This is a genomic window from Nocardiopsis sp. NPDC007018, from assembly GCF_040635075.1.
Lineage (GTDB): Bacteria > Actinomycetota > Actinomycetes > Streptosporangiales > Streptosporangiaceae > Nocardiopsis.
Map to the genome: position 1 here is coordinate 152,752 of NZ_JBEYHA010000008.1, position 13,936 is coordinate 166,687.

Genomic DNA, 13,936 nt, shown 5'->3' on the forward strand with positions numbered 1-13,936 from the left:
ATAGCGACCACCACGGTGGTCGTCACGGCGGTCGTCACGACCCTGGTAGCCACCACGGTGCTCGTCGCGACGGTCGTGGGAACGACCCCCACGGTCGCCGCGCCGGTCATCCCGGCCCTGGAAACCACCACGCCGGTCGTCCCGACCCTGCGGACGACCACCACGGTCGTCACGACCCTGGAAACCACCACGGTTGTCGTCGCGGCGGTCGTAGGAGCGACCCCCACGGTCGCCGCGCCGGTCGTCCCGGCCCTGGAAACCACCACGGCGATCGTCACGGCCCTGCGGACGGCCTCCTCGGTCGTCACGACCCTGGAAACCACCACGGTTGTCGTCACGGCGGCCGTAGGAACGACCGCCACGGTGGTCGTCACGGTCCTGGCGTCCGCCGCCTCGGCGGTCGTCGCCGCCCCTGTCGTCGCGGGGGCCTCGGCCGCCGCGGTTGTCGTAGTCGCCGCGCTCACCGCGCGGTGCGCGTCCGTCCCGTTCACCACGGGAACGTTCTCTGTTAGGTGTGCTCACCGGTGTCGTCAAGACCTTCGATGTCGTCGGGAAGGAACGGCGCCAGGTCGGGCAGCTCGTCCAGGCCGCGCAGACCGAGCCGTTCCAGGAAATAGGAGGTGGTCCGGTACAGCAGAGCACCGGACTCGGGATCGTGCCCGGCCTCTTCGATCAGGCCCCTCAGTACGAGGGTACGCATAACGCCGTCGCAGTTGACCCCGCGTACCGCGGAGACCCTGCCACGTGAGACCGGCTGGCGGTAGGCGACGACGGCGATCGTCTCCAGTGCGGCCTGGGTGAGCCGCACCTCCTGCCCCTCCCTGAGGAAGTGCTCGACGATGTCGGCGCACTCGGGGCGCGTGTACACACGCCACCCCTCGGCCACCGCTCGTAGGTCGAAACCCCGGCCCTGTTCGGTGTATTCCCGGGAGAGCTCCTCCAGGGCGCGGGTCACCAGCTCCAGGGGCACGTCCATGGCGCGGGCCAGGTCGTACTCGGACACCGGCTGGTCGACCACCATCATGACGGCCTCCAGGTCCCGGCGCAGGGCCGGGGGCACGGCGGTGTCCCCCGCCTCGACGGTGTGCTGCGCGGTCATCACTGCTCCCTGGGTGTGGTGTCGGCGGTCGGTTCCGCCTCGTCGTAGTCGGACTCCAGTTCGACGTCCGCGTCGCCGCCGGTCCAGGTGACGGTCAGCTCGCCCAGCGGCACGGGCTGGTCGAAGCCCACGTTCGCGGCCCGGTACAGCTCCAGCAGTGCCAGGAACCGGGCGACGACCTCGAAGGTACCGTCGCACTCGGCGGTCAGCTGGGCGAAGGTGAGCTGCCCGTGCTCGCGCAGCTCGGCCACCATCAGCTCGCCCTGCTCCTTGACGGAGGTCTTGGTGAGGTGGATGTGGGTGACCGAGACGCTCGGTGGCTCCCTGGGGGTGAACACCAGCCCGGCCAGGGCCGCGAACTCCTCGGGGCCGAGCTTGAACAGCACGTCGGGACGCATCCCCGCGAACCGCTCCTCCAGCGGAACCGCGCGCGCGTACCTGCGGCCCTGGGTGGCCAGGCGCTCGCGCAGGAAGGCGGCGACCTCCTTGTAGGCGCGGTACTGGAGCAGGCGGGCGAACAGCAGGTCGCGCGCCTCCAGCAGTGCCAGGTCGGCCTCGTCCTCCACGTCGCCGCGCGGCAGCAGGCGGGCCGCCTTCAGGTCGAGCAGGGTGGCCGCCACCAACAGGAAGTTGCTGGCCTGGTCCAGGTCCCAGTCGTCGCCGAACCGGCGGATGTGCGCGATGAACTCGTCGGTGACCTTCGACAGGGACACCTCGGTGATGTCCAGCTTGTGCTTGGAGATCAGCCCGAGGAGCAGGTCGAAGGGGCCCTCGAAGTTGTCCAGGTGTACCTGGAAGGCGTTCTCGTCGACCTCGTCGGCGCCCTCCGCCCCCGGGAGCGCGCCCTCCTGGTCAGTCACCATGGCGGGTCCACGTCTTCTCACTCATGACACAAGGGTGTCACCGGCTGGGACCAGCCGGTGACACCCACCCGCCGGTCCCCGGTGGCCGTCCGCTCCCCCAGCGGCCGGCCCGGGGACTCAGTCCTCGGTCAGACGACGGACCAGCATGCTGCTGGAACCGTGCTCCTCGAAGTCGGCGAGCAGCACCGCGACGGCCTCGCGGACGAGGCGGCCCCGGTCGGCCGACAACCCGTGCTCCGCGCGCAGCGAGAGCCGGGTCTGTTCCAGGGCCAGCAGTTCGGGCCCGGAGACGTAGACGGTGATCTTCTCGTCGTGGCGCTGGCGCCCGCTCGGTTTGGGGGCGCGGTCCAGTTTGCTCCGCGTCCTGCCGCCGGACTTGCGCGCGGGCCGTTCCGGCGGGGTCTCTTTGGTGCTCTGCCGGTCCTGTTCCGGTACCTGGTACTGGCGTTCGGTCTCGGCCGGTTCCTCTTCGGGACCGGAAGGGCGGAAGAACAGTTCGTCCGCCCCGGGTAGCGTCACACGTCGTGACCGCTGAGAGGCCACCTCGCCAGCACCTCCTTGGCCAGCGAACGGTAGGCGTTGGCCCCGGCCGAGGACGAGTCGAACCTGGTGATGGGTTCGCCCGCCACGGTGGCGTCCGGGAAGCGCACGGTGCGGTTGATGACGGTGCCGTACACCTTGTCCCCGAAGCCGTCCACGATGGTGGAGAGCACTTCGCGGGCGTGCAGGGTGCGCGGGTCGTACATGGTGCCGAGGAAACCGTCGATGACGAGGTCCTCGTTGAGGCGTTCCTGGACCTTCTGGATGGTGTCCATCAGCAGCGCCACACCGCGCAGGGCGAAGAACTCGCACTCCAGCGGGACGATGACCCCGTCGGCCGCGGTCAGCGCGTTGACGGTCAGCAGGCCGAGCGACGGCTGGCAGTCGATGAGGATGACGTCGTAGTCGTTGATGACCGGGCGCAGCGCGCGTCCGAGCATCTGCTCACGGGCCACCTCGCCGACGAGCTGTACCTCCGCGGCGGACAGGTCGATGTTGCTCGGAATGAGGTCGAGGCCGTCGACGTCCGTCTTGAGCAGGACGTCCTCGACCGTCACGTCGCGCTGCATGAGCAGGTTGTAGACGGTCAGGTCCAGCTCGCGCGGGTCCAGTCGGCCCAGGCCGACCGACAGGGCGCCCTGCGGGTCGAAGTCGACCAGCAGCACCCGTCTGCCGTACTCCGCGATGGCGGCGCCGAGGTTGATGGTGGTGGTGGTCTTGCCGACCCCACCCTTCTGGTTACAGAGTGCTACAATCCGTGCCGGACCGTGTTCGTCGAGCGGTGTCGGCTCCGGATATGTACGCACGGGTCTCTTGGTGTGCAGATCCGCCCCCGTGTTGCGTGTCGTCCCCCACGGGTTGCTCACCGGTTCGGCGAAGCCCTCCTCGCCGACGGGTGCGGTGTTCGCCGCCTCGTCGCTCTCCGACCAGTTCACAACCCTTGACCTCCCCTACGGACCGGCCACGGCCCGACGGGACTCTTGACGTCTCCCACGACTGGCCGCCGTCGGAAACTCAATATGTCGACAGCAACGTACCTCTGTGCGGCGACTCTAGAACGACGACACGGCGCACATCAACATGATCCGACGAGGATTCCCCACCCTCTGCAACCGGGAGGAACCGCACGGTCGTACCCATTTCTCTCGTAGGAGAAGGGTACACACGACGCACGTCGGACTCGTCCCGAACGCCGAGCCGCCCCCCGACCACGGGCCGCGGACCTCACCGCGGGCCGCCCGGTTCCCGCCCGCGCCTGGCCCTGGGGTGGCTGGAGGCGTACACCTCGCGCAGCCGCTCCACCGTCACCAGGGTGTAGACCTGTGTGGTGGTGACCGAACTGTGCCCCAACAGCTCCTGGACGACCCGGATGTCCGCACCGCCGTCGATCAGGTGGGTGGCGAAGGAGTGCCTCAGGGTGTGCGGGGAGACGCCCTCCACCCCGGCCCGTTCCGCCACCGCGGACAGCAGCGCCCATCCGCCCTGCCGGGTGAGACGGCCGCCACGCGTGTTCAGGAACAGGGCCGGGCCACCCCGACCGGACGCGGCCAGTACCGGCCGCACCAGGGTCAGGTAGCCCGCCAGGGCGCGACGCGCGTAGGAGCCCAGTGGTACGAGGCGCTCCTTTCCGCCCTTGCCCCGAAAGCGCACCAGGCCGACCGCCGCGTCGCCGTCCACCGCGTCCGCGACGTCGTCCACGTCCAGCCCCACCGCCTCCGACACCCGTGCCCCGGTGCCGTACAGCACCTCCGTCAGCGCGCGGTCGCGCTGGGCCAGCAGGTCGGCGCGCGCGTCCGAGGCCGGGGCCGCCGCCGGTCCGGCGGCCTCGAGCAACCGTTCCACCTGGTCCAGGGGCACGGCCTTGGGCAGGCGCAGGGGCGGCGGGGGCGGGGCGATCTCGGCGGCCGGGTCCGTGGCCGACCACCCCTCGCGCACCGCGAACCGGTGCAGTCCGCGCACGGCCGCCAGGGCGCGCCCGGCCGAGGAGGCGCTCAGGGGGGCGTGGGAGTCGTCTCCCTCGCGCAGTGCTCCCAGGAAGGCTCCGACGTGCCCGGGGGTCACCGCGGCGAGGTCAGCGACCCCCCGGCCGCGCAGGTACCCGGTGTAGCGCCACAGGTCGCGGCGGTAGGCCAGCAGGGTGTTGTCGGCCAGTGCGCGCTCGGCGCCCAGGTGGTCCAGGAACGCGGCCCGCACCCGCTCCAGGGGACCGTCGTCGGGTTCGGGCCGCTCCGGCCCGCCCTCCAGCGCTTCGTTCTCCACCGGAGGGGGTCAGTCGTCCGAGGCCGCGGGCAGGGAGGCGTACCCGTCCAGGGACGCGGCGTGCGCGGCGAGGACGCCGATGACCGTCGCACCGTTGTGCAGCCGTCCCTCCATGACCGCGCGCACCGCCTCGGGGAGCGGCAGCCACTCGGAGGCCAGGTCGGTCTCCTCGTGTTCGCGCACGAAGTCGATCTCCGCCTCCGGCACCTCGGTGAGGTCACGGGCGAGGAACACGTGGATGCGTTCGGTGGAGAAGCCCGTGCTCGGGAAGAAGTCGGGCAGCTGGTGCCAGGTGGCGGCGCGCAGCGCGGCCTCCTCCTCCAGTTCGCGGCGGGCGGTGGCCAGCGGCCCCTCGCCCTCGCCGTCGATCAGGCCGGCGGGCAGCTCCCACAGCGTGTGCTGGGTGGGGTGTCGGTACTGGCGTTGCAGCAGGACCCGCCCCCGTGCGTCCAGTGCGACGATCGCGGCGGCCCCGGGGTGGTCCATGTAGTCGCGGGCGGCCACCGTCCGTCCCACGCCGTGGGGGCCGGGCATCTGCACCCAGTCGGTGCGCATCGAGCACTTGGCTCCCCTGTAGCGCTCCTCGGAGCGCTCCACCGGCCACGACTCGGGGGCGTCCGCGACCCTCGCGAACGCCCCCGTCGTCCCTTCGCCGACCGGGCGGGTGTGGCTGGCCATGCGGCCCCTCTCAGGCTCGTGCCCCACCCGCCCCCGTCGCCGCTAGGAGAGCTTGTACTCCAGCGAGGCGGAGATCAGGCCCCGGAAGAGCGGGTTCGCGTTGGTCGGGCGGGAGCGCAGCTCCGGGTGTGCCTGCGTCGCGATGAAGAACGGGTGCACGTCCCGGGGCAGTTCCACGTACTCCACCAGCTTGCCATCCGGGGAGAGGCCGGAGAACACCAGACCCGCCTCCTCCAGACGGGGGCGGTAGGCGTTGTTGACCTCGAACCGGTGGCGGTGGCGCTCGGAGACCTGACCGGCGCCGTCGTACAGGTCGCGGGCGAGGGTGCCCTCGCCGAGGTCGGCCGGGTACAGGCCCAGGCGCATGGTGCCGCCCATGTCGCGGTCGCCCGCCACGACGTCCTCCTGGTCGGCCATGGTGGCGATGACCGGGTCGACGGCCTTGTCGTCGAACTCCAGGCTGTTGGCGCCCTCCAGGCCGAGCACGTTGCGCGCGTACTCGATGACCATGCCCTGGAGACCGAGGCAGATGCCGAGCAGCGGAACGCCCTTCTCCCGGGCGTAGCGGATCGCGCCCAGCTTGCCCTCGATGCCGCGCACGCCGAAGCCGCCCGGGATGAGGATGCCGTCCGCGCCGTCGAGCTCGGCGGCCGCGCCCGAGGGGCTGGCGCAGTTGTCACTGGCCACCCAGCGGATGTTCACGCGGGTGTCGGTGGCGAAGCCGCCGGCGCGCAGGGCCTCGCTGACCGACAGGTAGGCGTCGGGCAGGTCGATGTACTTGCCGACCATGGCGATGGTGACCTCGTGGTCGGGCTGGTGCACGCGGCGCAGCAGCTCGTCCCACTCGGTCCAGTCGACGTCGCGGAAGGGCATACCGAGGCGGCGGACGACATAGGCGTCCAGGCCCTCGCGGTGCAGGACCTTGGGGATGTCGTAGATGGAGGGGGCGTCGGGGGTGGAGACCACGCCCGCCTCGTCCACGTCGCACATGAGGCTGATCTTGGACTTCAGGCTCTGCGTGATGGGCCGGTCGGAGCGGCACACGATCGCGTCGGGCTGGATGCCGATGCTGCGCAGGGCGGCGACCGAGTGCTGGGTCGGCTTGGTCTTCATCTCGCCGGACGGGCCGAGGAAGGGGATGAGGGAGACGTGCAGGAAGAAGCAGTTCTCGCGGCCGATCTCGTGCCGGATCTGGCGGACGGCCTCCAGGAAGGGCTGCGACTCGATGTCGCCGACCGTCCCCCCGATCTCGGTGATGACGATGTCGACGTCGGGGGCGTCCATCGCGTAGATGCGCGCCTTGATCTCGTTGGTGATGTGCGGGATGACCTGCACGGTGTCACCGAGGTAGGCGCCCTGGCGCTCCTTGGCGATGACGCTGGAGTAGATCTGCCCGGTGGTGACGTTGGCCGAGGCGGAGAGCTCGACGTCGAGGAAGCGCTCGTAGTGGCCGACGTCGAGGTCGGTCTCGGCTCCGTCGTCCGTCACGAAGACCTCGCCGTGCTGGAACGGGTTCATCGTTCCGGGGTCGACGTTGAGGTAGGGGTCCAGCTTCTGCATGGTGACCCGAAGTCCGCGCGACTTCAGGAGTCGTCCCAGGCTGGAGGCGGTCAGCCCCTTGCCAAGACTGGAGGCGACGCCGCCAGTAACGAAAAGGTGCTTGGTACTCGCGGCGGATGCCAAAGTGTTGCTCCCGTGGGTTGAGTGGCTACGGCTGGCTCAGGCGAGCCGGGCGGCCGTGCGGCGGTCCGGTTCCGAGCGGCGGCGATGCCGTTCCAGCGCGTCGGACTCCACGGGGCACCAGGATAACAGGCCCCCCGTTCGTCCACACCCGGGAACGTTCGTCCCACCTCCGGTGTTCCCCATCCCGACCTGCGCGGTTGCCGTGAACCCCTGGTGGCTGGGCACTCCGGGCCCGGTCGGGGCCCGCCGGGTGGCGAAGGCAACACCGCCCCGGGTCCCGCCGGAGGGCGCGGACCCGGGGCGCACCGGTGCCGCTGGTCAGGCGGGAAAGTCGCCGGCGCGACCGAGGTAGGCGGGGGGCCGCTTGCCGAGCCGCTCCCCCATCCAGTCGCCCAGCGCGGCCGCGCCGGACAGGCTCACGCCCGTGTGCTGCCCGCCGCGGTGCAGCATGTAGAGCAGGTCCTCGGTGGCGATGTTGCCGGTGGCGGCGGGGGCGAAGGGGCAGCCGCCGAACCCGCCCAGGCTGGAGTCCAGGACCCGTACGCCCTCGTCCACGGCGGCCAGGGCGTTGGCGTAGCCGGTGTTGCGGGTGTTGTGGAAGTGACAGCGCAGGGTTCGTCCGCCCGCCACCTCGGCCGTCCGGCGCACGAGGTCGCGCACCTGCCCGGGAACCCCCACCCCGATCGTGTCGGCCAGGGCGATCTCCACCGCCCCGGTGTCCGCGATCCGGCGCACCACCTCCACCACCCGCTCCGGCGCGACCTCGCCGTCGAACGGGCACCCGAAGGCTGTGGAGACCGTGACGCTGAGCGGCACGCCCGTGCCCTCCAGCGCGCGGTCCATCTCCACCAGGGTGTCCAGCATCTCCTCCACGGTGCTGCCCTGGTTGCGCGTGCTGAAGCCGTCGGTGGCCGGTACCGCCACGTTGACTTCGGACACCCCCGCCGCCAGGGCCCGGTCCAGCCCGCGCCGGTTGAGCGCCAGGCCGATGAACGACACCCCGGGCACCCGCGTGACCCCGGCCATGACCTCCTCGGCCCCGGCCATCTGCGGCACCCGCCTGGGGTTGACGAAGCTGACCGCCTCGACGCGCCGCACTCCCGCGGCCACGGCCCGGTCGATCAACTCCACCCGGTCCTCGACCGACAGCACCGTGGACTCGTTCTGGAGGCCGTCGCGCGGCCCCACCTCGACGATCTCCACGTGCTCGGCGCCCTCGGGCCCACGGTCGTCCGCGCTCATCGGCTCCACCTCTCCCACGCCACACTGCGCTTGCGCGCCCAGGCTAACCAGCGGGGACCGTCAACCCCGTCACCGGGGCGCCGGTCCGGCCGGGCCCGCCGTGGTCAGCGCAGCGCCAGGGCGGGACGGACCTCCCAGGTCGTCCACACGGGGCGGTAGCCCATGCGGTGCCAGAACGGCCCGGAGAGCGGGTTCATGGCGGCGTAGTTGAGCACCGACGCCCCCACGCCGTGGCTGTCCAGGGCCTGGTGGGCCTGGCTCACCAGGGCGGTACCGATTCCGCGGCCGCGCTCGGCGGCGGTGACCACGCCGTAGCCGATGTGCGCGATCGGACGGGCCCGTACCAGCGACTTGGCCCAGCGGGAGCGCTCGGGCGGCGACACCCACAGCAGGCCCACGGCCCGGCCCCGGCGCTCCGCGAGCCAGATCCACGAGCGGGAGCGGTTGAGCGCGCGGGCGGCGACCTTGCGGGTCTGCTCGGCGGTGTCGGGTTGGAGGAACACCCCGCCGAAGTGCTGTTCGTAGCGGTGCTCCTCCATCAGCAGGCCCACCACCTGGGTGAGGTCGCTGGTGTCGGCCAGCCGGATGGCCACGTCACGCGGGGGCAGCGAGGGCGGCACGCCCCGGCGGCGCTGGCGGGCGGCGAGCACCGTGTAGGGCTGGAGGCCGTGCCGCTGCAAGGGGATGATCCCGGCGACGTCGCGCGCGGGCCAGCTCACCAGGGCCGCGGACTCCGAGCCGGTACCGGTGGGCAGGTCCTCGATCTGGTCGCGCCAGCTGGTCAGCAGGGAGTCCAGGGCGCGGGCGGGCTCGGGGCCGCCGACGATGGGGGTGAGCCAGTGCTGGTCGGGCACGCCCCAGATGCGGCCCACCTCGCCCGGCTGGTACCAGGTGTAGTGCATGCTCCCCGCGGCGACGGTACGGCCGTCCTCGTCGCTGACGGTCAGCAGGGGGTAGGAGTTGGCCGCGAACCCCACGGGTTCGGGCAGAAGGGGGTCCGACTCCGCCCAGCGCCGGGCAACGGAGTGCACCAACGGATCGAGTCCGATGTCGCCGCCAGGCGACTCATCATGCCGCACCCGAGCGACATAACCACTCACCCGCCCCACCCCTCCATTCGTCAAGCGCGCGCCCCGACCGGACTGACGGGTGCGGTCGTGTCGCGGCCACCGGACCGGTGTCCGCACCGACCGACGTGTCGGGACAGGATCGACCGTACCTCCTCGAAGCGGTACGGGTGAACGGAAAGCGGTGAACACGGGCCCGCCCGCCTCCGCCGCCTCCGGGGAGGCCCCGGTCCCGCCGCCGCGCCGAGGGGCGCTCACGCGGTGCGCACGCGTGTGCGCGAACGCGCACCACGGTAACGGACGCGGGTGCCCGGGCCACGGGCGGGGCAGGCCTCGTCGCGGTCGGGTCACCGTGCCTCGGGGCTGGCGGTACCGCCCTCGCTGACGGTGGTGTTGCGCCCGTGGTTGACCACCTCGGGGTCACCGGAGGCGAAGGAGACCTGGTTGTCCACGCCGACGAGGACGATCTTCTCGGCCGTGCCCACCTCGACGACGGAGTTGCGCCCGGTGGCGCGCACGAGGCCGCAGTCGCCGTCGAGTATCACCAGGGCGTCGTCGGCCTTGACCACGACCTCGCGGTTGGCGCAGTCCTCGTGGACCTCGGCTCCGTCGTCGACGACGACGATGACCTCGTCGTTGGAGACGGAGTCGACCGGATCGTCGTCCGTGCCCCGGCCGAGGTCGGGAGTGGGCTCGATCTCCTCGGGGTCCTCACCGCCCCGGGCGATTCCGCACCCGGCCACCAGGAGACCCGTCAGCACCGCGGTGAACGCGACGCCCAGTACCCGACCGACCATGAACTCCCCCACACCCGAAAAAGGCAAAAGCGACATTCGACGTACGCAAAGCACAAGAATATGTCACGTGAAGGTAACTATGCGACCCAACCGTGCCTCGATCGTGCCTGATTCGAGATGCCCCCGGTGTGCGGGGCGGGGGTCCGCGACCCGCACACCCCCGCCCCACGGGCCTGCCAGCACCCTACCGGCCGACGCCGGGGTCACTTCAACCCGGCCGCGTCCATCCCCCGCAGCTCCCGCTTCAGCTCGCCGATCTCGTCCCTCAGCCGGGCCGCGAGCTCGAACTGCAGATCCGTCGCGGCCTGGTGCATCTGGCCGCTCAGCTGGTCGATGAGGTCGGCCAGCTCCGCGCGCGGCATGTTCGCCACGTCCGCGCGCTCCCCCAACGCGGGCACCGGCGCCCGCGCCGTCCGACCGCCCTGGCGGTAACCCGTGGACATGAGCTCCTCGGTGTCCACGTCCTCGCGGTTGAGGGTGTCCAGGATGTCGGCGATCTGCTTGCGCAACGGCGTCGGGTCGATCCCGTGCTCGGCGTTGTACGCCAGCTGCTTGTCCCGGCGCCGGGTGGTCTCGTCGATCGCCGCGCGCATGGAGTCCGTGACGTTGTCCGCGTACATGTGCACCTGGCCGTCGACGTTGCGCGCCGCGCGGCCGATGGTCTGGATCAGCGAGGTCTCCGAACGCAGGAAGCCCTCCTTGTCCGCGTCCAGGATCGCCACCAGGGACACCTCCGGCAGGTCCAGGCCCTCCCGCAGCAGGTTGATGCCCACCAGCACGTCGAACTCGCCCACCCGCAGCTCCCGCAGCAGCTCCACGCGGCGCAGCGTGTCCACCTCGCTGTGCAGGTACCGCACCCGGATGCCCAGCTCCGCGAAGTAGTCGGTGAGGTCCTCGGCCATCTTCTTGGTCAGCGTGGTCACCAGGACCCGCTCCGAGCGCTCGGCCCGCTCGCGGATCTCGTGCACGAGGTCGTCGATCTGCCCGTCCGTCGGCTTGACCACCACCTGCGGGTCCACCAGCCCGGTCGGGCGGATGACCTGTTCGACCACGTCACCGCCCGCCTGACGCAGCTCGTACCGGCCCGGTGTCGCCGACAGGTACACCGACTGCCCGATCCGCTTCGTGAACTCCTCCCACTTCAGGGGACGGTTGTCCAGCGCCGAGGGAAGCCGGAAACCGTGGTCCACCAGGGTCCGCTTGCGCGCCGCGTCGCCCTCGTACATGGCCCCGATCTGCGGGACCGTCACGTGCGACTCGTCCAGGACCAGCAGGAAGTCCTCGGGGAAGTAGTCCAGGAGGGTGTTGGGGGCGCTGCCCGGCTCGCGGCCGTCGAAGTGCCGCGAGTAGTTCTCGATCCCCGAGCAGGTACCCAGCTGGCACATCATCTCCAGGTCGTGGGTGGTGCGCATGCGCAGCCGCTGTGCCTCCAGGAGCTTGCCCTGGCCCTCCAGCTCGGCCAGGCGCTCGCCCAGCTCCGCCTCGATGGTGCCGATCGCCCGCTCGGTGCGCTCCTCGCCGGCCACGTAGTGCGAGGCCGGGAAGATGAACATCTCGGCGCTCTCCCCCAGTACCTCGCCGGTCAGGGGGTGCAGGGTGAGCAGCCGCTCGATCTCGTCACCGAACATCTCGATGCGGATCGCCAGCTCCTCGTAGACCGGGATGATCTCGATCGTGTCGCCGCGGACCCGGAACGTCCCCCGGGTGAACGCCATGTCGTTGCGCGTGTACTGCATCTCGACCAGGCGGCGCAGCAGGTCGTCCCGGTCCACCTCCATGCCCACCGACAACTGGGCCATCCGGTCCACGTACTCCTGCGGAGTGCCCAGGCCGTAGATGCACGACACCGACGCCACCACGATGGTGTCGCGCCGGGTGAGCAGCGAGTTGGTCGCCGAGTGCCGCAGGCGCTCCACCTCGTCGTTGATCGAGGAGTCCTTCTCGATGAAGGTGTCGCTCTGCGGGACGTAGGCCTCGGGCTGGTAGTAGTCGTAGTAGGAGACGAAGTACTCGACCGCGTTGTTGGGCAGCATCTGCCGCAGCTCGTTGGCGAACTGCGCCGCCAGGGTCTTGTTCGGCTGCATCACCAGCGTGGGCCGCTGGAGCTGTTCCACCGTCCACGCCACGGTGGCCGTCTTGCCGGTACCGGTCGCGCCCAGCAGGACCGTGTGCTGGTCGCCGTCCCGCACCCTCCTGGTGATCTGTTCGATCGCCCCCGGCTGGTCCCCGGCGGGGGTCATGTCCGAGACCACCTCGAAGGGTGCCTCGCTGCGCTTGATGTCACTGACCGGTCGCACTTGCCCTCTTCTCCCTACGAACGTCGGGCCACCCCTCGCCCGCGTGTCCCCTCCCTCCAACGCTACAGACCGCCCACGACATCCCGGAGCCGGAATCGGAACCGGGAACCCGCCGACGGCATCACATCCGCGTCAGCTCCCCGAAGAAGGGTGGTGTGCCCCGTGCCCCCCAGTACACAGGCGACCTTCGACCCCGCTCTCCGTCCCGGAACCGTCCGGCGGCTCAGCGCCTCCCCCGAAGCCCTGGCGCGCCCCAACGGGTTCCGGCTCCCCCTGCCCCGCTGGGTCCTGATCACCCTGGCCGTCACGGCCGCGGCCGTCGCGGGAGCACCGCTGGCATTGTTCCCCGAAGGCCCCGGCGAGGCCGTGCTCGTTCCGCTCGCCCTCGTGGCGGCGTCCTACCCGACCTACCCCTGGGTCAGGTTCGTGTGGACGGAGCTGCTGCGCGGCGCCGACAGCGTCGGCGAGCGGGCGCTGATTTGGTTTCTGCTCCTGACCACCGCGACCGCCTTCTCCCTCGTGTCCGTGTCGCTCGTCGGCGGCGCGGTGTGGCTGGCTCTTCGGCTGGCCCCCTCCACCGCGGCGCTCGTGGCGCCCGGCACCCCGGGCGCGGTACTGCTGTGGTTCCTGCCCGTGGCCGTCCTGGTCGCCATCCTGCTCCTGCGGCGCCCCTGGGACTCCGCCGACCTCGCCGCGTGGCACCGGGACCGCTACGTCGTCCCGGCGGATCTGGGCTTCACCCAGAGCCACCGGGCGCTGAACAAGCTCCAGCGCACGACCGCCCGCGCCGAGCACGCCCACCGCGTCCTGGGCACCCACGTGGGCCTGGACCACGCCCTGCCCCTGCTGCGCGCCGAGGAGTGGCGCCTGGCACGGGAGTGCCTCCACCTCGACCGTCTGCGCGACCGACTGGCGGGCCACGAGATCGGGGGCGTCTCCGCACAGGTCAAGGAGGCGCTGGCCCCCCAGTGGAAGGTCCTGGAGAAGGCTTCCCGGGACCTGGACACCGAGGTCGGCCGACTCGACGCCTTCGGACGCAAGATCCAGGCCGCGGTGGACACCCACGAGGAGTGGGTCAGGCTCCAACGGGTCGCCGACCAGGCGGGCGACTTCGCCGACCTGGCCGCCCGGGCGCCCTCACCGGACGCGGGCACCTCCGACGCCCTCACCCACAGCCTCCACGGAGCCGAGGCCGCCCGCGCGGTTCGGGAGGAGATGATCCGGGAGACCGCCGAGGCCACCGCCAGGCTGATCCGGGAGCAGGTCGGGACAGCGGGCTAGACCCTGTTTTTTAGAAGTTGGGAGTGGAGCAGGGTCTGCGCTGGCATCGTGGTCGATGTGTCTGGCCGTCATGAACTCACCGATGCCGAGTGGGCCCTGCTCGCCCCGCTCCTGCCCGCCGACCCTGCCA

At 71.2% G+C, this 13,936-nt stretch carries 13 protein-coding genes; 1 reads left to right on the top strand and 12 read right to left on the bottom strand.

Annotation, left to right across the window (positions count from 1 at the left end; genetic code table 11):
- From ABZ635_RS06555 to uvrB, 12 genes are all read right to left on the bottom strand, one after another.
- Positions 1–491 (bottom strand): hypothetical protein (locus ABZ635_RS06555; protein ID WP_357759901.1); only part of this gene is annotated, 491 nt, incomplete at its 3' end.
- A 17-nt stretch (positions 492–508) separates the two neighbouring features.
- A complete protein-coding gene (scpB, locus tag ABZ635_RS06560) occupies positions 509–1,099 on the bottom strand; it encodes an SMC-Scp complex subunit ScpB (protein WP_357759904.1) in 591 nt (196 codons plus the stop codon).
- Positions 1,099–1,962 (bottom strand): ScpA family protein, encoded by an 864-nt coding sequence (locus ABZ635_RS06565; protein ID WP_357759907.1) that lies wholly within the window; start codon positions 1,960–1,962, stop codon positions 1,099–1,101. Before ABZ635_RS06565 ends, scpB begins: the two co-directional genes overlap by 1 nt.
- A gap of 117 nt (positions 1,963–2,079) precedes the next feature.
- Positions 2,080–2,481 (bottom strand): hypothetical protein, encoded by a 402-nt coding sequence (locus tag ABZ635_RS06570; RefSeq protein ID WP_357759910.1) that lies wholly within the window; start codon positions 2,479–2,481, stop codon positions 2,080–2,082.
- Positions 2,478–3,437, bottom strand: coding sequence for an AAA family ATPase (locus ABZ635_RS06575; protein WP_357759913.1), 960 nt, complete (start codon positions 3,435–3,437; stop codon positions 2,478–2,480). Before ABZ635_RS06575 ends, ABZ635_RS06570 begins: the two co-directional genes overlap by 4 nt.
- A gap of 289 nt (positions 3,438–3,726) precedes the next feature.
- Positions 3,727–4,746, bottom strand: a complete 1,020-nt coding sequence (locus tag ABZ635_RS06580; RefSeq protein ID WP_357759952.1) for a site-specific tyrosine recombinase XerD — start codon at positions 4,744–4,746, stop codon at positions 3,727–3,729.
- A gap of 24 nt (positions 4,747–4,770) precedes the next feature.
- Complete coding sequence (locus ABZ635_RS06585) at positions 4,771–5,439, bottom strand: NUDIX hydrolase (RefSeq protein ID WP_357759916.1); 669 nt, start codon at positions 5,437–5,439, stop codon at positions 4,771–4,773.
- A gap of 42 nt (positions 5,440–5,481) precedes the next feature.
- The gene (locus ABZ635_RS06590) at positions 5,482–7,122 is read right to left on the bottom strand and encodes a CTP synthase (RefSeq protein WP_357759919.1); all 1,641 of its coding nucleotides are present in this window, start codon (positions 7,120–7,122) and stop codon (positions 5,482–5,484) included.
- 318 nt (positions 7,123–7,440) lie between these two features.
- A complete protein-coding gene (locus ABZ635_RS06595) occupies positions 7,441–8,364 on the bottom strand; it encodes a hydroxymethylglutaryl-CoA lyase (RefSeq protein WP_357759921.1) in 924 nt (307 codons plus the stop codon).
- Between the two features lie 104 nt (positions 8,365–8,468).
- Complete coding sequence (locus ABZ635_RS06600; RefSeq protein ID WP_357759924.1) at positions 8,469–9,464, bottom strand: GNAT family N-acetyltransferase; 996 nt, start codon at positions 9,462–9,464, stop codon at positions 8,469–8,471.
- Positions 9,465–9,778: 314 nt separating this feature from the next.
- Complete coding sequence (locus tag ABZ635_RS06605) at positions 9,779–10,228, bottom strand: DUF3060 domain-containing protein (RefSeq protein WP_357759926.1); 450 nt, start codon at positions 10,226–10,228, stop codon at positions 9,779–9,781.
- A gap of 203 nt (positions 10,229–10,431) precedes the next feature.
- Entirely contained in the window at positions 10,432–12,525 is a 2,094-nt protein-coding gene (gene uvrB, locus ABZ635_RS06610; protein WP_357759928.1) for an excinuclease ABC subunit UvrB, read from the bottom strand.
- Between the two features lie 162 nt (positions 12,526–12,687).
- On the opposite strand from uvrB, the gene ABZ635_RS06615 reads away from it, so the two are divergent.
- Entirely contained in the window at positions 12,688–13,806 is a 1,119-nt protein-coding gene (locus ABZ635_RS06615; protein WP_357759932.1) for a hypothetical protein, read from the top strand.
- The last annotated feature ends 130 nt before the right edge of the window (positions 13,807–13,936 follow it).